The sequence below is a fragment of the uncultured Tateyamaria sp. genome (assembly GCF_947503415.1).
Taxonomy (GTDB): domain Bacteria; phylum Pseudomonadota; class Alphaproteobacteria; order Rhodobacterales; family Rhodobacteraceae; genus Tateyamaria.
Map to the genome: position 1 here is coordinate 242,003 of NZ_CANNDS010000004.1, position 16,834 is coordinate 258,836.

The following is a 16,834-nucleotide window of genomic DNA, read 5'->3' on the forward strand; positions in this document are numbered from 1 at the left end:
CAAACGCCGGAGGCAAGACATGGGCATTCTGAACACGCTTTTACGGGCGGTCACTTGGTGGAACGGTCAGACGCTGAACACACAGCTTTTCACAGCTCGTAAGGGTGTGAAAGTGGGCGAGGACAGCGAAGGCAACGTGTTCTACAAGACGCAAGACGACAGCCGTCGCTGGGTGATCTACAACGGTGAAGCCGAAGCAAGCCGCGTTGATCCGGAGTGGCACGGTTGGTTGCACCGCACATGGGACGAGCCGCCCACCGACAAGCCGCTCAAGCGCAAGGACTGGGAAAAGCCGCACCAGCCAAACCTGACCGGGACGGCCATGGCCTATGCGCCTGCAGGCTCAATTCGCCGCGCGGAACCTGCCGAACGATCCGACTACGAAGCTTGGACGCCCGAATAAATGGCTGAGAACACGACCGAAGTTCTGGTGGGCGGTGTCGTACTGGCTGCTGCCATCGCTTTTGCCGTTTATGGCGCGCAAGTTGCGGGCCTGGGCAACAGTGGCGGCTCTGCCTACCCACTGACCGCAAGCTTTCGCAGTCTTGAAGGCGTGAACGTCGGAACCGATGTGCGCCTTGCAGGTGTAAAGGTCGGCACGGTGACAGACGTGGACCTGAACGCGGAAACCTACCGTGCAGACACCGTGGTGTCCGTCCGGTCTGACACACAAATTCCGGACGACAGTGCCATTATCATAAGCTCCGAAGGGTTGCTGGGTGGCAATTTCGTGGAAATCGTACCCGGCGGATCGCCGTTCTACTTCGAAGCCGGGGATGAGATTACCGACACCCAAGGGTCCGTAAGCCTCATTTCACTGCTCTTGAAATTCGTCTCCGGGGGCGAAGAAGGATGAGCCTGCGCGCCGCAATCGCAGCGGCGTTGGTGGTGTTGGGCACCGGTGCCATGGCACAGCAAGAGACGCAAAGCGCGACCGGTGCTGTGCTGCGCGGTCTTGACAAGTTCAGCGGTCAGGTTGTCGACATCCAGATGCAGGCGGGCAGCACGGCCCAATTTGAACGTCTGACCATCACATTGACCGAATGCCGTTATCCGTCAGGCAATCCATCCGGAAACGCATATGCCGGACTTCAGATTACCGAAATCGGGCGCGAGGGCGTTGTGTTCTCTGGTTGGATGATCGCATCGGCCCCGGCTTTGAATGCTATGGAACACCCGCGCTATGACGTTTGGGTCATGCGCTGCATCACATCGTAAAGTGAGCTTACGGGCAGCGCGTCGAAATGCGCGTCATGTACATCCAAAGCCCGTTCCAAACGGGCATGGTACGTTGCCCGCGTGATTTCCAGCGCCCCAAGGCTGGCAAGATGCGTCGTCAGGAATTGCGTATCGAACAAGGCGAACCCTGCGCGGCGCAGGTGATCGACCGCAGCTGCCAACGCCATTTTTGATGCGTTGGTACGCCGCGAAAACATGCTTTCCCCGAAAAAGGCACCCTTCATCACGACACCGTAAACACCGCCAACAAGCTGCGCGCCGTCCCAGATTTCAAAGGATCGCGCTTGGCGTCGATCGTGCAATGCCAGATAGAGGTCACGGATTTCCGGGTTGATCCAAGTATCGATCCGGTCGGCGCATCCATCCACCACGCCGGCAAAGTCGGTATCAATCCGCAGGGTCCACTCTGTGCGCCGCATTGCCCGCACAAGTGACCGCGACACGTGGAAGCCATCCAACGGCATGACCCCTCTCATGCGCGGGTCGACCCAGAAGATCTCTGGATCATCGCGCGACTCCGCCATCGGAAAGATGCCCGCGGCATATCCCTGCAACAGCAGGTCAGGGGTCAGTCTGATGTCGTCTTTCATGGGCGGGTCCACCGAGGTTCGATCAACCTTACGCCTGCGCCAAGACATAAAAAAGGAACCGCCGCGGCGATCCCTTTCCAATTTGTGCGCAATCCGTCAGTCTGCCTGCGCTTCAAGCCATTTTTCCAACCAGTGGATGTTGTAATCCCCTGTGTGAATGTCCTTTTCCGCCAGCAATGCGTGAAAAAGCGGCACAGTGGTGTCGATCCCGTCGATGATCAATTCACCCAATGCACGGTTGAGGCGGGCGAGTGCCTCGGGCCGGTCCCGACCATGTACGATCAGCTTGCCGATCAGGCTGTCGTAATAGGGTGGGATCGCATAGCCGTCGTAAAGTGCTGAATCGATCCGCACACCCAGTCCACCGGGCGCATGATATTGCGTGATCCGACCGGGCGAGGGTGTGAAGTCGGGCAGTTTTTCAGCGTTCAGGCGGACTTCGATGGAGTGGCCGTTGATTTCCAGATCGTCTTGCTGGAACGACATATCCATGCCGGAGGCCACGCGGATCTGTTCGCGCACCAGATCGACGCCAAAGATGGCTTCGGTCACCGGGTGTTCCACCTGCAGGCGCGTGTTCATCTCGATGAAGTAGAACTCGCCGTTTTCGTACAGGAACTCGATGGTGCCCGCGCCGATATAGTTGATCTTGGCGACTGCATCGGCACAGACCTTGCCAATTGTCGCGCGCTCTTCGGCGCTGATGGCGGGGCCTGGGGCTTCTTCGAACACCTTCTGGTGGCGGCGTTGCAGCGAACAATCCCGCTCGCCCAAGTGCACGGCACGGCCCTTGCCATCGCCGAAGACCTGGATCTCGATATGGCGGGGGGTGGTCAGGTATTTTTCGATATAGACTTCGTCGTTGCCAAAGGCGGCCTTGCCCTCGGCCCGGGCCGTCATGAACGCGCTTTCCATGTCAGCGGCAGTTTGCGCCACTTTCATGCCACGCCCACCACCACCGGCGGTCGCCTTGATGATGACGGGATAGCCCATCTCGTCGCCGAGTTTCTTGGCGTCTTCCAATGTGGGGACGCCGCCGTCCGATCCGGGCACACAAGGCACACCAAGCGCCTTCATCGTGTCCTTGGCAGTGATCTTGTCCCCCATGACGCGGATATGCTCGGCGGTGGGGCCAATGAAGGTCAGGCCGTGATCTTCGACGATCTGCACGAACTGCGCGTTTTCGGACAGGAAGCCATAACCGGGGTGGATGGCTTCGGCCCCTGTGATTTCGCAGGCGGAGATGATGGCCGGAAAACTGAGATAGGACTGCGGGGATGCAGGCGGTCCAATGCAGACAGACTCGTCGGCCATACGTACATGCATGGCATCGGCGTCCGCCGTCGAATGCACAGCAACCGTTGCGATGCCCATCTCGCGGGCCGCGCGGATGACGCGCAGGGCAATCTCTCCGCGGTTGGCAATCAGGATCTTGTTGAACATGACCCGCCCCTTATTCAAGGATCACGAGCGGTGCGCCAAATTCCACGGCAGCCCCGTCATCGACAAGGATGCGCTTGACCGTGCCTGCACGCGGGGCAGGGATGTGGTTCATGGTCTTCATGGCCTCGACGATCAGCAGCGTGTCGCCTTCGCTGACCTGCTGGCCCACCTTGATGAAGGACGGCGCGCCGGGTTCGGCTTGCATATAGACCGTGCCAACCATCGGGGATGTGACGGCACCCGGATCATTGGCGGGGTCGGCGGCGGGCTCTGCCGTCACGGCAGCAGGCGCAGATGTCGCGGGCGCAAGCGCTGCTGCCGGGGCAGGGGCCGCAACCTGTGTGACCACTTGCTGCGCCGTATGGCGCGAGACGCGCACGTTCAGGCTGTCATCTTCGCCATATTCGCGTTTGACCTGCAATTCGGTCAGATCGTTTTCGCGCAGAAGTTCGGCCAGTGCCTGAATAAAGGCCACATCCGCGTCATGGTTGCTCTTTGTCATTCTTATCCTCAACGATTGCCAAAGGCGCGATGCGCCCCGCCATATATCGCCGCGCTTATATCCTTGGATGCAGCCCGTGGAAAGCACCCTTCCTGACGCCGGGTCATCACCTCAGGCTTGCATCAGACGTCAACGCGCAAAAAAGGGGCCGTGAGGCCCCCTGATTATGTGTCCTGTAGTACGCGAGGCCCGTCAGATGGCGAGGTATTCCGATCGAAGCTCTTCATTCTCAAGGACTTCGGATGCAGTGCCGTCAAAGACGATGCCGCCGGTATCAAGGATCACGGCACGATCTGCCAATTGCAGGGCACGTACTGCGTTTTGTTCCACGATGACCGTAGTGATACCCTGTTCCTTGATCACGGTCAGGGTCTTTTCGATTTCGTCCACGATCACAGGGGCCAGACCCTCGTAGGGCTCATCCAGCAACAGCACCTTGATGTCACGCGCCAGTGCGCGGGCGATGGCAAGCATCTGCTGTTCGCCGCCCGACAGGGTTGTGCCCTCTTGCGTGCGCCGTTCGCCAAGGCGCGGGAACAGGTCATATAGCCGTTCGATCGACCATCCGATGGGTGGCGCGATCTGCGCGAGCTTCAGGTTCTCCTCAACCGTCAGACCGGGAATGATGCGGCGATCTTCGGGCACCAGACCAAGTCCGGCCTGGCTCGCCTCGTGGCTCGCCATCTTGTGCAACGGCTGGTGGTCCAGCCAGATCTCACCATGGGTCACCTGCGGATCGCCAATGCGCGCAATGGACCGCAGGGTCGAGGTCTTGCCCGCCCCGTTGCGCCCTAGAAGGGCAAGGATTTCGCCCTCGTGCACGTTAAAGCTGATGCCCTGCACGATGTAGCTTTCGCCGTAATAGGCGTGCATGTCCCAGATGCTCAGGAAGGCGGGGGCGGTCTGGGCGTGGCTGACGCCTTTGGAAAAGTCGGGTTTGACGTTCATTGTGGTGCTCCAATCGGGTCCGTGGGGCCAAGAAAATTCGTGCGAATTTTCTTGGCGGTCGGCCTCAAGCCGCGTCCTGCGTTTCGCCCAGATACGCTTCGCGCACCTTGGGGTGGCCCTTGATGTTGTCGGGCGTGTCTTCGACCAGCGGCGTGCCCTGGGCCAGAACGGTGATCCGTTCGGCCAGACTGAACACCACGTGCATGTCGTGTTCGATGATCGAGATGGTGATGTCCCGTTCGTCCTTGATCTGCTTGAGCAGGTCGATGGTATTGTTGGTGTCGGCCCGCGCCATCCCGGCGGTGGGTTCGTCCAGCAGCAGCAGGCGCGGTTCCTGCGCCAGACACATGCCGATTTCGAGCCGCCGCTTGTTGCCCCGTGACATGGTCGCCGCATTGTCGTTGCGCGCGTCGGCCATGTTCATCTCTTCCAGCATCTGCTCAGCCCGTTCCACGATCTCCTTGTCCTTCATCATGTTGATGAAAGCGTTGGGCGTGAACGCGCCGTCCCGTTTGGCAAAGCAGGGGATCATCATGTTTTCCAGTACGCTTAGATCGCCGAAAATCTCGGGCGTCTGGAACACGCGGGAAATGCCCATCTGGTTGATTTCAAACGGTTTGCGTCCCAGCACGGACTGCCCGTCAAACATGACGGACCCGGTGTCGGGGATCAGCTTGCCCACCAGGCAGTTCAGCAGGGTGGACTTGCCCGCGCCGTTCGGCCCGATGATCGCATGGACCGAGTTTTCGGCCACGCTCAGGTTCACGTCCCCCAGCGCTTGCAGACCGCCGAACCGTTTGCCTACGTTTTTGACTTCAAGAATACCCATTGGTTTCTCTCCTTATTCCGCAGGCGTGGTTTTGCCGTCCGGCGTGTCGGTGGACTTCTTCTTTCGACCGAATAGGCGCGCAACGCGTTGTCCGCCTTCGACCAGACCACCGGGCAGGAAGATCACGACCAGCATGAAGATCAGGCCAAGTGTCAGGTGCCAGCCTTTCCCGATGAAGGGGTAGATCAGCGTGACCACGAAGTCTTCAAGCCCATCGGGCAGGAAGGCAAACCATGTGTGCAGGATGTCCGAGTTGATCTTGGACAGGATGTTTTCCATGTACTTGATCGCACCAGCGCCCAGCACAGGGCCGATCAGCGTGCCAACGCCACCCAGGATAGACATCAGCACGACCTCGCCAGAGGCGGTCCAGAACATGCGCTCCGCCCCCACTTGCGTGTCCATCGCCACCATCAGACCACCGGCCAGACCGGCATACATGCCCGAGATGACAAAGGCTGCCAGCGTGTAGGGCTTGGCGTTCAAGCCTGTGTAGTTCAGCCGTTGCTGGTTCGACTTCACCGCCCGCAGCATCATGCCAAAGGGAGACCGGAAGATGCGGATCGACAGGTAAAAGGCCAGAAGCATCACGATGGCTGCGACGTAATAGCCAGCGTTGAAAGTAAAGAGCCAGTTGCCCACGCTCCACTCGATGCTTGATCCCATTTCCAGGCCAAAGAGGTTGGCTTTGGGCGTCGCGCCATCCGTCAGCGCACCGTCCAGAATACGGGCGTCGTTGACCTTGGGCTGCAGGCCCGTTTCACCGCCGGTGATCGGTGTCAGCACCGAATAGGCGAGGGAATATGACATCTGCGCAAAGGCCAGTGTCAGGATCGAGAAGTAGATGCCCGAGCGGCGCAGGCTGATCCAGCCCACCGCAAGGCTGAAGATGCCCGCGACGATGACCGAAACGATCACGGCCGGGATGACGTTCATGGTCAGCAGTTTCATCATCCAGATCGCGGCGTAGGAGCCTACACCCAGGAAAGCCGCGTGCCCGAAGGACAGGTAGCCCGTAAGCCCGAAGAGGATGTTGAATCCGATGGCGAAGATACCGAAGATCACGAATCGCTGCATCAGGTCGGGATAGCCCGCGTTGAATTGCGCCATGCCGGACCCTTCGGGAAAAGGGTTCAGGATGAAGGGGGCCAGAGCGACCAGTACAGCGACCAGAAGCAGCAGGCGGGTGTCTTTTTTGTCCAGTCCAAACATGGATTATTCCTCCATCACGCCCTTGCGGCCCATAAGGCCCCGAGGACGGGTCAACAGAATGATGATGGCGACCAGGTAGATGATGATCTGGTTCAGGCCGGGCAGCACATTGAGCACTTCGCGCATCGACGCAAAGCTTTCGAGAATGCCAAGAAGGAAACCCGCAGCGACAGCGCCGGGCAGGGAGCCCATGCCGCCCACAACGACAACCACGAAGCTCAGGACAAGGAAGTCCATGCCCATGTGGTAGTTGGGCGAGTTGATGGGCGTGTACATGACACCTGCGAGCCCCGCGACGGCCGCCGCGATGCCGAACATCAGGGTAAAGCGGCGGTCGATGTTGATGCCCAGAAGCTGCACGGTTTCGCGGTCGGCCATACCGGCCCGCACCACCATCCCGAAGGTGGTGAATTGCAGGAAGGCAAAGACGGCACCGATGATGATGGCGGCAAAGGCGAAATAGATGATCCGCCAGTACGGGTAGATGATCTGGTTCGCTTCAAAGCCGAGCATGGTGCCGAAATCGAACGATCCGACAAAGGCCGACGGGGCGGGCGTCGGAATCGGGTTGGCACCGTAGTAGTACTTGATGATCTCTTGCAGCACGATGGCCAGACCGAACGTCACGAGGATCTGGTCCGCGTGGGGGCGCTTGTAGAAGTGCTTGATCAGGCCGCGTTCCATAATGACCCCGATGGCGATCATCACCGGGATGGCAAACAGGATCGACAGCGGCACGGCCCAGTCAATGATGGCGGCACCTGTCGCCTCTCCGAACCAGTCCATGACATAAGGCACCTCGACCTTGAGCGGATTGCCCAGAAAGTCGGTCTGCGTCTCATCGATGATGGTGTGGCTTGTCGAGATGATCCGGCTCAGCGTCACGGCGCAGAACGCCCCGATCATGAACAGGGCACCGTGGGCAAAGTTCACCACGCCCAGAGTGCCGAAAATCAGCGTGAGACCCAGCGCAATCAGCGCATAGGCCGAGCCCTTGTCGAGCCCGTTGAGAATTTGAAGGATGATCGCTTCCATCGGCCGAACCTCTGGTTGGGGGCATCTGTCCCACGATGGGACACATTATGTTAAATTTTGGGATGCCTGGGATCAGGTGCCAGGGAAGGGTGGGCCACACAGGGCCCACCCAATATTTTCAATGGCTTATGCGCCGGGGTTGCAGGACCCCAGTTCGCCACCAAAGATCGACGCGTCGTATGTCACCTGGCTGACAGGCGTCACTTCCACGATTTCGAGAAGGTCGAACTCGGATGTCGGGTTCTCTTTCCCTTTCACGACCAGCACGTCCTTGAAGCACTGGTGGTCTTCGCCACGATAGAGTGTCGGGCCGTTGCCCATTCCGTCGAATTCGAAGTCCTTGAGCGCTTCGCCAACCGCACAGGGGTTGAACGAGCCCGCACGTTCCACGGCATCTGCATACAGCAGGGCCTGAACGTAGCAGGTGTGCGCAGCCTGGCTGGGCGGGAAGCCGTACTTGGTGCCGAAGGACTTGACGAATGCTTTGGAGCCTTCGTCCTGCAGCGACCAGTGCCAGTTGGTGGACCCGAAGATACCTTTCACGTTGGCACCCGCACCCTTCGCCATCAGGCGGGAGTAGAGCGGCACAACGATCTCGAAGTTCTTGTCGTTCACCAGCTTGTCGCGCAGGCCGAACTGAACCGCGTTGGTCAGCGAGTTCACCATGTTCCCGCCGTAGTGGTTCAGAACCAGAACGTCGGCACCGGACTGCAGAACAGGCGCGATGTAGGAGGAGAAGTCGGTTTGTGTCAGCGGTGTTTTCACAGCTGCAACAGTCTCCCAACCCATTGCTTCGGTCGAGGTGCGCACGGCTTCTTCGGTCGTGTAGCCCCAGTTGTAGTCCGCTGTCAGGTGATAGGCCTTGCGGTCCGTGCCGTAGTTGTTGGCAAGGATGGGCGCGAGCGCTGCACCGGACATGTAGGAGTTGAAGAAGTGGCGGAAGCCATTGGCCTTCTTGTCCTTGCCGGTGGTGTCGTTGGAGTGGGTCAGACCCGCCATGAAGATGACGCCCGCCTCTTGGCAGAGCGCCTGCACGGCCACGGCCACACCCGAAGACGAGCCACCCGTGATCATCACGGCGCCGTCTTTTTCAATCATCGACCGTGCGGAGGCGCGGGCTGCGTCGGATTTGGTTTGCGTGTCGCCCGTGACGTACTCGACTTTCTTGCCGAGGATGCCGTTGCCCTGCAGGGCCTTGGACGAGAAGGTGTTCATCAGGCCACCGTCGCCGCCACCGTTCAGGTGCTCGACAGCAAGCTCATAGGCGCGCAGTTCGTCCGCGCCTTCGTCGGCGTATGGACCGGTTTGCGGCACGTTGAAGCCGAGTGTCACGCTGGAACCCGTGGGTTCGTTGGTGAAAGCAGCGGCCGACTGCGCCGTAAAGATCGTTGGCGCTGCGACGCCGGCACCTGCAATGGCACCGGTCTTGAGCACGCCACGACGCGTCAGATTCATTTTGGACATGAATATCCTCCCAATTGTTGAAATGCGCGGTCCTGCTCCTCAACCGGATCGCGCGGGCACCTTTTGATGCAAATGCACTATCGCGCGGTATTGGAAAACTGCGCAATAAACCCCTTGTTTTGCAGAATTATTTTGTAAACATTTGCACAATACGGCGGTATACTTTGTAAACTTTCTTATGTCGCAGCGCAGAAACGCGTTGAAATGACTGACAATTGAGCGGGACGGACCATGGCGCGAGATGCATTGACAGGCACGCGGATACGCGAGCGCAGGGCCATGGGTGGGTTGAAACAGTCTGATCTGGCACGCCAAATCGGAATTTCTGCATCCTATCTCAACCTGATCGAGCACAATCGCCGCAGAATCGGGGGCAAGCTGCTGCTTGATATTGCCGCCGCTCTGAGTGTCGAACCGACCGTTCTGAGTGAGGGGGCAGAGGCTGCGCTGATCGCGTCCCTGCAAGAGGCCGCCCAGCGTGCGCGCCTGCCCGATGTCGAAAGCGAGCGGGCCGAGGAATTCGCGGGTCGTTTTCCCGGGTGGGCCGATGCGCTGGCCGCCGCCCACCGCAAGATTGCTGATCTCGAACGTACGGTCGAGACGTTGAGCGACCGGCTGGCCCACGATCCCGAATTGGCCGCGTCGGTCCACGAGGTTCTGTCTACGGCAGCGTCGATCCGATCCACAGCCTCCATTCTGGCCGAAGACAAGACCATCACCGACGACTGGCGCGACCGGTTTCATGCCAACATTGATGCCGACAGCCGCCGTCTGGCCGACAGCTCGAAAGCGCTTGTGGGCTTTCTGGATACGGAGACGGGAGAGGCTGCGCCATCCGGGTCGCCGCAGGAGGAAGTGGCGCAGTTTCTGGAAGCGCATGACTATGGCTTTGCGGCACTTGAGGATGGATCGGACACACCCGATCACATCGTTGCCGAAGCGCCGCAGCTGGTATCGGCCCAGTCGCGTCACCTTGCCCGTACCGTTCTGGAGCGTGTGGTTGCCGACAGTGCGCAGGTGCCGATGAAGGCGCTGAAATCCGCCCTGGCAGAGGCTGGACCAGACGTGATCGCATTGGCAAATCGGTTTTCCGTCACCGTGCCGCATATGATGCGCCGCCTGGCCGCTGTTCCCGGTCTGGATGCGGGGCTGGTTGTGGCTGACCGGGCTGGCAGTCTGCTGTTTCGCAAGGACCTTGCCGGGTTCACCATTCCCCGCCATGGCGCGGCCTGTCCCTTGTGGCCGTTGTTCCAGGTCATGGGGCAGGCGGGTCAGGTGATCCGAACACGGGTGCAGATGCCGACGCGGGATGGCGCCGTTTTTGACTGTTTTGCGGCGGCAGAACCGGCCGGACCCATCGTTCTGAATGCCCCACCATTGTTGGAAGCGACGATGCTCGTTCTGCCGGTGCCGGACGCGCCCGTCGACGCGGGAGTGGCCGTGCAGGACATCGGTCCGGCCTGCCGCATCTGCCCGCGTGGCGGCTGCCCCGGACGTCGCGAGCCATCAATCCTGAGTGACGGGTTCGGAGGCTTTTGACAGCCTGTCCAAATCGGCACATAGTTGGTCTGCGCAGACAAAGAGGTGAAACGCCCGAACGTCCGCGTGATTTGGGGAGGAAGCGCAGACATGGGCAAGCATGTTCTGCTCGTCGAAGACGAGATCAATATCATCGAAGCCATCCAGTTTTTGCTGAGCCGCGAAGGCTGGCAAGTGGATACACATTCGGACGGGGCCACGGCCGTCGACACCGTGCGCCGGATGCGCCCCAACCTGGTGGTTCTGGATTACATGCTGCCCGGCAAGAACGGCATTGATATCCTGACTGAACTGCGTGCGGACCCCGATTTCCAGAACCTGCCTGTCCTGATGTTGACCGCCCGCGGTCAGAGCCGCGACCGCGAACTGGCCGAGCGCGCAGGCGTCAGTCGCTTCATGACCAAGCCGTTTTCGAACACGGAGGTGATGACGGCGGTGCGCGATCTTGTGCAACTGGCGCAATGAGCGACGCGTCGGGCAAGACATCCCTGTTTCTCGAACGGCGCAGCTATCGCCGCCGCCGCATGATGGATGCGCTGCGTCTGTTGCCGGTTGTCGGCGTCCTGCTTTGGATCCTTCCCGTCTTTTGGCCCAGTGCCAATGATGCCGCAGGCGCACCACCGCCCGTCGCGATGTCCGGTGCCGTCACATATGTCTTTGTGGTGTGGGCAGGTCTGATCCTGTCCGGCATGGGGCTGTGGCTGGCCCTTGCTGATCCCAACGGGCGCATTCACAAAGACCCCGTATCCGAGCGGGACCCATGATCTCCGTCAACCAGCTTGTCGGCGTCAGCCTTGTCTACGTCGCCTTCCTGTTTGCCATCGCGTTTTTCGCCGAACGCGCATCGGTCAGAGGACGTGGCGCCTGGCTGCGTTCGCCGCTGGTCTATACGTTGTCCCTGTCAATCTACTGTACCGCGTGGACGTTTTACGGCGCGGTTGGCTATGCGGCCCGGTCGGGCATGGAGTTCGTGACCATCTATCTTGGCCCAAGCCTGGTCATGATCGGTTGGTGGTGGGTGCTGCGCAAGCTGGTGCGCATTGGCCGTGCGCAACGGGCCACGTCGGTGGCTGACCTCATCTCGGCCCGGTATGGCAAGTCGAACCTGTTGGCCATTGTCGTCACGTTGATGGCCGTGGTCGGGGTCACCCCATACATTGCGCTGCAATTGCAGTCGGTGACGTTGTCGCTGTCGATTTTCTCCGGGCCGGAGGTTTCCGAAAGCCTGACCATCTCGACCGCCTTCTGGGTCGCCTTCGGCCTTGCGCTGTTCACCGTCCTATTCGGCACCCGGAACCTCAATGCGAACGAACGGCACGATGGCGTGGTCATCGCCATCGCGGTCGAGGCGGTGGTCAAGCTGATTGCCTTGCTGGCCGTTGGCATCTTTGTGGTCTGGGGCATCGCTGGTGGCATCGCGCCCATGATGGAACGGATCGACGCGTCGCCCATCGGGGAATGGAGCATGGATCGCAGCCGGTGGGTCGCCCTCACGGCGCTGTCGGCAGCTGCCTTTCTGGCGCTTCCGCGGATGTTTCAGGTGCTGGTCGTCGAGAACGAGGATGAGCGACACCTGCAAATTGCAAGCTGGGCCTTTCCTGTCTATTTGATGCTGATGAGCCTGTTTGTCGTGCCGATTGCCGTGATCGGCCTCGACATCATGCCTGCGGGATCGAACCCGGACCTGTTTGTTCTGACCGTGCCGCTGGCCGAAGGGCAGGGTGGTTTGGCCACGCTGTCCTTCCTTGGGGGGTTTTCATCGGCCACATCCATGGTGATCGTTGCCACTCTGGCCCTGTCGACGATGGTGTCGAACCACGTGGTGATGCCCGTGTGGCTGAGCACTCAGGCCGAAGGGGCGCAAGTGTCTGGCGACGTGCGCAACGTCGTGATCCTTGCCCGGCGGGCGTCCATTCTGGTGATCATCGGATTTGGCTACATTTACTATCGTCTGTCGGGGGGCGGCTCTGCGCTGGCTGCAATTGGCCTGATCTCCTTTGCCGGGGTCGCGCAGTTTCTGCCTGCCATGCTTGGCGGTATCTTCTGGCGCGGGGCGACGCGCTGGGGGGCACTTGCGGGTTTGACGGTCGGTTTCGCGGTCTGGATTTTCTGCTCGCTCCTGCCCAGTTTCGGGCCTGATGCGGTGCTGAGTGCGGAGGTTTTTGACAACGGAATCGCCGGTCTGGGTTGGCTGCGGCCGCAAGCCCTGTTCGGAATCGAAGGCATCGATCCAACGGTGCATGCGGTTGTCTGGTCGCTTACGCTGAACATCGGCGCTTTTCTGGGCGTGTCATTGCTGACCTTCCCCACGCCGTTGGAACGGCTGCAGGGCGCGCAATTTGTCAACGTGTTTGACCATTCAACGCAGGCACGTGGCTGGGACGCGGCCCTTGCCACCTCCGAAGACCTGATGATCATGGCGCAGCGCATCCTTGGACCCAACGATGCCCTGTCGCTGTTCCGGGAAGAGGCACAGCGGCAGGGATTGACGGGGCACTTGCCCGAACCAACCCAGGGCTTTCTGCAAACACTGGAACGGGAACTTGCCGGGTCGGTGGGGTCTGCGACGGCCCATGCGATGATCAGCCAGCTTGTGGGCGGAACATCTGTCTCGGTCGAAGACCTGATGGCAGTGGCAGACGAATCCGCCCAAATCCTTGAATACTCGAACCGGCTTGAGGCAAAATCGGCGGAACTCAGTCGCACCGCCCGGCAATTGCGCGAGGCAAATGCAAAGTTGACGGCGCTTTCGGTGCAGAAGGACGCGTTTCTGGGGCAGATCAGTCATGAATTGCGGACGCCGATGACATCCATCCGCTCATTTTCGGAGATTCTGCGGGACACGGACGGGTTGGATCAGGCCGAAAAGACCAAATACGCCTCTATCATTCATGGTGAAACTATCCGGTTGACGCGTTTGCTTGATGATCTCTTGGACCTGAGTGTTCTTGAAAACGGGCAGGTCAGTCTGAACCTGGACAGCGGCTCGTTGCGCGACCTTCTGGAACAGGCGGTGCTGTCGGCAGGCGGGGATCGCAGTACGCATTTGACGGTGAAATATGCGCGGGCGGATACCGGTGTTGTGCTGACAACCGACCTTGATCGACTGCGGCAGGTGTTCATCAACCTCATCACCAATGCACAGAAATACTGCGACGCCTCCAAGCCTGAATTGTCTATTGATGTCATTGACATGGGCGCGCGTGTTCAAGTGGTTTTCCATGACAATGGGACGCCCATTGCAGCGGAAGCACGCGCGTTGATCTTTGAAAAATTTGCCCGGATCAATGACAAGGACGGATCAGGCGCTGGTCTTGGCCTTGCTATCTGCAGAGAGATCATGACCCGCTTGGGCGGGGACATCACGCATGAACCCCGCCCTGATGGGAACGCCTTTGTGGTTCATCTGCCTGCGCAGGCGGCTTTGGCCGCGCAATAGGTGCGAATTTTCTGACACTTAAAGCCCTTGGTAACTTATCGCCCTTAGACCGGACGGGCATGTACAGGCCGTAGAAACGGCGGAGTGAATGGGCGAAACCGCAACAAACAGTGTATTGGGACGCATCGCAGCAGCGGGGCGCGAAGAGCGTAAGGCCAAGGCCATGACGCTTCCGAAAGCCATGCGCTTGACGCTGGCCAAGGTGGCGGACGCGCTGATGGACCTGCCTGTGGCCGTCATTGGGGGCGTTGTCGACAGTGTCGATGGCGAAACCATCGAAACGCATCTGAACGAGTCTGCTTTGCTGATGGTGCTCGACGGACCTGACGGTCATGTTGGCGCGGCGGTGTTCGAGGCAACTGTCGTGGGTGGCCTTATCCAACAGCAGACCATGGGCGCGGTGCAGGCCGATATGGGTGCCACACGCACGATGACCAGAACGGACGCCGCCATTTGTGCGCCGCTGATTGATGCGTTGCTGGAACGCGTTTGCCCCGTTCTGGATGATCCGGATGAAGTGGCCTTGATCGACGGGTATCGCTTTGGCGCCAAGGCGGATGATGCGCGCACTCTGGCAATGGCGCTTGATGCACACGAATATGCGGTGATTCGACTGACGGTCGATATCGCCCGCGGGGCGCGACAAGGTGAAATCCAGTTCATCCTGCCTGTTCCGGATACCAGCAACACGGCGCTTCCCGAAGATGGGGAATGGGACGAGGGTGCTGCACCCAACATGACTGACACGGTCATGGGGCTGAACGCCGACCTGCAGATGGTTCTGTGTCGCTTGCATCTGCCTTTGCGCGCTTTGCAGGCGCTGTCCGAAGGCGACGAATTGCCGCTTGAGCCGGGAGCATTTCCCAAAGTTCAGATCATGACGAATACGGGTCGGGTTGTCGGGCGCGGGATCGTTGGCCATGTCGACGGGGTGCGCGCGGTCAAGCCGCAACGCAAGCCAAGCCATGCCAGCCAACCCTTGCGGCGCGAGTCGGACGAGCACATGGTCGATATGCCCCGTGTCGAAGAACTGGCGACCCCCAACCGGCGCGACGATGATCCGATGGATGTCAGCGAAGCGGATATCGAGGCCGCGATGGCGGCCTTGCGCCCGGCAGATGTGCCGACAGCGGTGACGGCAGTGGTCGATGCCGACATTGATGATGCAGATATCAAGCTGCCTTCCGTGGACGCGCTGCCCGATCTGGATGAATTGCCGGATCTCGCGGATCTTCCCGACCTGTCCGACCTGCCGGATTTGTCAGAGTTGCCGGACCTTGGGGCCGAGGCTGCGCGCTAGTCGCGCTTATGCGCTGCTATCGCATCCAGTGTGGGCCGCAACGCACCAAGGTCGTAACCACCGTCCCGTGCTGTTTTCAGGATATCGTCGGCGGTCATGTGTCCGGCCTGGCTGAGGCACCACACGATGGTAGAACGTGTGCCGGACGCGCAATAGGCCAGCACGGGCCCATCGTTTTCGGTTGCCAGAGCCATCTGTCTGGCCACGTTGTCAGGTGTCATCGTTTGATGGGTGAGGGGCAATCGGTGAAACTCAAGCCCCGCCGCACGGGCCGCGACTTCGACAGCATCCGCTTGAAATGCTGGCGGCACCTCGGCGTCGGGTCGGTTGCAAATCACCGTTTTGATCCCTGCCGCTGCGATATCGGCCATGTCCGCAGGGTCAACTTGCGGCGCCACGAAATAGGTCTGGGTGATTTGTCGGATATCCATGGATGATGTCTAGGCCGCGGCCCGTCGACTGTCCAGCGCGCGGCGTATGGGCGGAACGGCCCACATGCCCGCCAGCATCGCCGCCAGGAAAAGCACACCCTGCCATCCGCCATAGCTGAGAGATGCAAGGGCCGGACCCGGGCACAGCCCGACAAGACCCCAGCCAACCCCAAAAAGCAGGGATCCGACGATCAACGGCCGCGAAAGTTCGGCAGAGGGCGGCGGCGGAAATGCATCTCCGGTGACGGGTTTGCGATTTGTGGTCAGACGCCATGCCACGATCATAGGCAGCATTGCGCCGCCCATGACGAAGGCGAGCGTCGGGTCCCAAGAACCGGCGAAATCCAGAAAACCACGAACCTTCGCCGTGTCTGTCATGCCCGAGATATGAAGGCCTGCGCCAAAAAGCGCGCCGCTCAACACAGCGATCAGCGCGCGCATCACAAGCCCATCCCCACGCGCAAGAAGGTGACTGTGACGGCGCCTGCACCAATATATGCAATGGTGGCCGCGAAGCCGCGCACTGACAGCCGCGACATCCCGCAAACGCCGTGGCCCGAGGTGCAGCCATTGGCAAACCGGGTGCCGATGCCCACGCAAAGCCCCCCCGCAATCAGCAGCCAAGGCACGGGTGTGGCATTGGTGCTGACCTGCCACCCGCCCAAGGTCAAAAGTGCCGGCATTCCGACCAATCCCACAAGAAACGCAATCGTCGTCGACTTGTCCGTGCCGGAGCCATCGATCAACCCGCCTACGATGCCGCTGGCCCCCATGATGCGACCCGTTCCGAGAAGAAAAACAGCCGCCGCGGTTCCGATCATCAAACCGCCGACAAGTCCCCAAATCCAGTCCACTGGCATCTT

The 16,834-nt window shown here is 60.2% G+C and carries 19 protein-coding genes; 8 read left to right on the forward strand and 11 right to left on the reverse strand.

The genetic code is table 11. The features are described 5' to 3' along the window. The first annotated feature begins 19 nt into the window (after nucleotides 1-19). The 3 genes from Q1A32_RS20115 to Q1A32_RS20125 are packed head-to-tail and all read left to right on the forward strand — an operon-like array spanning nucleotide 20 to nucleotide 1,218. A complete protein-coding gene (locus tag Q1A32_RS20115; protein ID WP_299614167.1) occupies nucleotides 20-403 on the forward strand; it encodes an NADH:ubiquinone oxidoreductase subunit NDUFA12 in 384 nt (127 codons plus the stop codon). Then, nucleotides 404-856, forward strand: coding sequence for an outer membrane lipid asymmetry maintenance protein MlaD (gene mlaD / locus Q1A32_RS20120; RefSeq protein WP_299657347.1), 453 nt, complete (start codon nucleotides 404-406; stop codon nucleotides 854-856). It abuts the gene before it with no gap. Then, complete coding sequence (locus Q1A32_RS20125; protein ID WP_299657350.1) at nucleotides 853-1,218, forward strand: DUF2155 domain-containing protein; 366 nt, start codon at nucleotides 853-855, stop codon at nucleotides 1,216-1,218. The genes mlaD and Q1A32_RS20125 overlap by 4 nt, the downstream gene beginning before the upstream one ends. Here Q1A32_RS20125 and aat read toward each other — a convergent pair. The 8 genes from aat to Q1A32_RS20165 all read right to left on the reverse strand — a co-directional run bounded on the left by aat (nucleotide 1,182) and on the right by Q1A32_RS20165 (nucleotide 9,262). Beyond that, complete coding sequence (aat, locus tag Q1A32_RS20130; protein WP_299657633.1) at nucleotides 1,182-1,817, reverse strand: leucyl/phenylalanyl-tRNA--protein transferase; 636 nt, start codon at nucleotides 1,815-1,817, stop codon at nucleotides 1,182-1,184. The two genes, Q1A32_RS20125 and aat, sit on opposite strands and share 37 nt — an antisense overlap. Nucleotides 1,818-1,925: 108 nt before the next feature. Beyond that, complete coding sequence (gene accC, locus Q1A32_RS20135) at nucleotides 1,926-3,272, reverse strand: acetyl-CoA carboxylase biotin carboxylase subunit (protein ID WP_299657353.1); 1,347 nt, start codon at nucleotides 3,270-3,272, stop codon at nucleotides 1,926-1,928. 10 nt (nucleotides 3,273-3,282) lie between these two features. After that, nucleotides 3,283-3,774 carry an acetyl-CoA carboxylase biotin carboxyl carrier protein gene (accB, locus tag Q1A32_RS20140; protein ID WP_299657356.1) on the reverse strand — a complete coding sequence of 164 codons (492 nt, stop codon included), beginning with the start codon at nucleotides 3,772-3,774 and terminating at the stop codon, nucleotides 3,283-3,285. Between the two features lie 192 nt (nucleotides 3,775-3,966). Continuing rightward, complete coding sequence (locus Q1A32_RS20145; RefSeq protein ID WP_299614172.1) at nucleotides 3,967-4,722, reverse strand: ABC transporter ATP-binding protein; 756 nt, start codon at nucleotides 4,720-4,722, stop codon at nucleotides 3,967-3,969. Nucleotides 4,723-4,786: 64 nt separating this feature from the next. Continuing rightward, nucleotides 4,787-5,551, reverse strand: a complete 765-nt coding sequence (locus tag Q1A32_RS20150; protein ID WP_299657361.1) for an ABC transporter ATP-binding protein — start codon at nucleotides 5,549-5,551, stop codon at nucleotides 4,787-4,789. A gap of 12 nt (nucleotides 5,552-5,563) precedes the next feature. Continuing rightward, on the reverse strand, nucleotides 5,564-6,763 hold the full coding sequence (locus Q1A32_RS20155) for a branched-chain amino acid ABC transporter permease (protein WP_299657364.1): 1,200 nt from the start codon (nucleotides 6,761-6,763) through the stop codon (nucleotides 5,564-5,566). Between the two features lie 3 nt (nucleotides 6,764-6,766). Then, nucleotides 6,767-7,798 (reverse strand): branched-chain amino acid ABC transporter permease, encoded by a 1,032-nt coding sequence (locus Q1A32_RS20160; RefSeq protein ID WP_299657367.1) that lies wholly within the window; start codon nucleotides 7,796-7,798, stop codon nucleotides 6,767-6,769. A 126-nt stretch (nucleotides 7,799-7,924) separates the two neighbouring features. Next, entirely contained in the window at nucleotides 7,925-9,262 is a 1,338-nt protein-coding gene (locus tag Q1A32_RS20165) for a substrate-binding protein (RefSeq protein ID WP_299614177.1), read from the reverse strand. Between the two features lie 231 nt (nucleotides 9,263-9,493). Here Q1A32_RS20165 and Q1A32_RS20170 point away from each other — a divergent pair, with 231 nt between their 5' ends. The 5 genes from Q1A32_RS20170 (at nucleotide 9,494) to Q1A32_RS20190 (ending at nucleotide 15,540) form a co-directional block, all read left to right on the forward strand. Then, nucleotides 9,494-10,801, forward strand: coding sequence for a helix-turn-helix transcriptional regulator (locus Q1A32_RS20170; protein WP_299614178.1), 1,308 nt, complete (start codon nucleotides 9,494-9,496; stop codon nucleotides 10,799-10,801). A 90-nt stretch (nucleotides 10,802-10,891) separates the two neighbouring features. Continuing rightward, entirely contained in the window at nucleotides 10,892-11,266 is a 375-nt protein-coding gene (locus tag Q1A32_RS20175) for a response regulator transcription factor (RefSeq protein WP_299614179.1), read from the forward strand. Next, a complete protein-coding gene (locus Q1A32_RS20180; RefSeq protein ID WP_299657370.1) occupies nucleotides 11,263-11,565 on the forward strand; it encodes a hypothetical protein in 303 nt (100 codons plus the stop codon). The genes Q1A32_RS20175 and Q1A32_RS20180 overlap by 4 nt, the downstream gene beginning before the upstream one ends. Continuing rightward, nucleotides 11,562-14,240: a sensor histidine kinase gene (locus tag Q1A32_RS20185; protein ID WP_299657373.1), complete on the forward strand. Its 2,679-nt coding sequence runs from the start codon at nucleotides 11,562-11,564 to the stop codon at nucleotides 14,238-14,240. The genes Q1A32_RS20180 and Q1A32_RS20185 overlap by 4 nt, the downstream gene beginning before the upstream one ends. A gap of 88 nt (nucleotides 14,241-14,328) precedes the next feature. After that, the gene (locus Q1A32_RS20190; protein WP_299657376.1) at nucleotides 14,329-15,540 is read left to right on the forward strand and encodes a FliM/FliN family flagellar motor switch protein; all 1,212 of its coding nucleotides are present in this window, start codon (nucleotides 14,329-14,331) and stop codon (nucleotides 15,538-15,540) included. Here the strand turns inward: Q1A32_RS20190 and Q1A32_RS20195 are convergent. From Q1A32_RS20195 to Q1A32_RS20205, 3 genes are read right to left on the reverse strand one after another with little or no spacing between them, the layout of a single operon-like run. Further along, nucleotides 15,537-15,971, reverse strand: coding sequence for a TIGR01244 family sulfur transferase (locus Q1A32_RS20195; protein WP_299657379.1), 435 nt, complete (start codon nucleotides 15,969-15,971; stop codon nucleotides 15,537-15,539). The genes Q1A32_RS20190 and Q1A32_RS20195 overlap by 4 nt on opposite strands. Before the next feature lie 9 nt (nucleotides 15,972-15,980). Next, nucleotides 15,981-16,412: a DUF6691 family protein gene (locus Q1A32_RS20200; protein ID WP_299657383.1), complete on the reverse strand. Its 432-nt coding sequence runs from the start codon at nucleotides 16,410-16,412 to the stop codon at nucleotides 15,981-15,983. Continuing rightward, entirely contained in the window at nucleotides 16,412-16,831 is a 420-nt protein-coding gene (locus Q1A32_RS20205; protein ID WP_299657386.1) for a YeeE/YedE family protein, read from the reverse strand. Before Q1A32_RS20205 ends, Q1A32_RS20200 begins: the two co-directional genes overlap by 1 nt. Nucleotides 16,832-16,834 lie beyond the last annotated feature (3 nt).

Bases quoted from the DNA above. Each gene is read 5' to 3' on its own strand.
- Q1A32_RS20165 (WP_299614177.1), bottom strand. From the start codon at position 9,262: ATGTCCAAAATGAATCTGACGCGTCGTGGCGTGCTCAAGACCGGTGCC.
- Q1A32_RS20185 (WP_299657373.1), top strand. From the start codon at position 11,562: ATGATCTCCGTCAACCAGCTTGTCGGCGTCAGCCTTGTCTACGTCGCC.
- Q1A32_RS20170 (WP_299614178.1), top strand. From the start codon at position 9,494: ATGGCGCGAGATGCATTGACAGGCACGCGGATACGCGAGCGCAGGGCC.
- Q1A32_RS20200 (WP_299657383.1), bottom strand. From the start codon at position 16,412: ATGCGCGCGCTGATCGCTGTGTTGAGCGGCGCGCTTTTTGGCGCAGGC.
- Q1A32_RS20145 (WP_299614172.1), bottom strand. From the start codon at position 4,722: ATGAACGTCAAACCCGACTTTTCCAAAGGCGTCAGCCACGCCCAGACC.
- Q1A32_RS20175 (WP_299614179.1), top strand. From the start codon at position 10,892: ATGGGCAAGCATGTTCTGCTCGTCGAAGACGAGATCAATATCATCGAA.
- accC (WP_299657353.1), bottom strand. From the start codon at position 3,272: ATGTTCAACAAGATCCTGATTGCCAACCGCGGAGAGATTGCCCTGCGC.
- accB (WP_299657356.1), bottom strand. From the start codon at position 3,774: ATGACAAAGAGCAACCATGACGCGGATGTGGCCTTTATTCAGGCACTG.
- Q1A32_RS20155 (WP_299657364.1), bottom strand. From the start codon at position 6,763: ATGTTTGGACTGGACAAAAAAGACACCCGCCTGCTGCTTCTGGTCGCT.
- Q1A32_RS20190 (WP_299657376.1), top strand. From the start codon at position 14,329: ATGGGCGAAACCGCAACAAACAGTGTATTGGGACGCATCGCAGCAGCG.
- mlaD (WP_299657347.1), top strand. From the start codon at position 404: ATGGCTGAGAACACGACCGAAGTTCTGGTGGGCGGTGTCGTACTGGCT.
- Q1A32_RS20180 (WP_299657370.1), top strand. From the start codon at position 11,263: ATGAGCGACGCGTCGGGCAAGACATCCCTGTTTCTCGAACGGCGCAGC.
- Q1A32_RS20195 (WP_299657379.1), bottom strand. From the start codon at position 15,971: ATGGATATCCGACAAATCACCCAGACCTATTTCGTGGCGCCGCAAGTT.
- Q1A32_RS20125 (WP_299657350.1), top strand. From the start codon at position 853: ATGAGCCTGCGCGCCGCAATCGCAGCGGCGTTGGTGGTGTTGGGCACC.
- Q1A32_RS20205 (WP_299657386.1), bottom strand. From the start codon at position 16,831: ATGCCAGTGGACTGGATTTGGGGACTTGTCGGCGGTTTGATGATCGGA.
- Q1A32_RS20115 (WP_299614167.1), top strand. From the start codon at position 20: ATGGGCATTCTGAACACGCTTTTACGGGCGGTCACTTGGTGGAACGGT.
- Q1A32_RS20160 (WP_299657367.1), bottom strand. From the start codon at position 7,798: ATGGAAGCGATCATCCTTCAAATTCTCAACGGGCTCGACAAGGGCTCG.
- Q1A32_RS20150 (WP_299657361.1), bottom strand. From the start codon at position 5,551: ATGGGTATTCTTGAAGTCAAAAACGTAGGCAAACGGTTCGGCGGTCTG.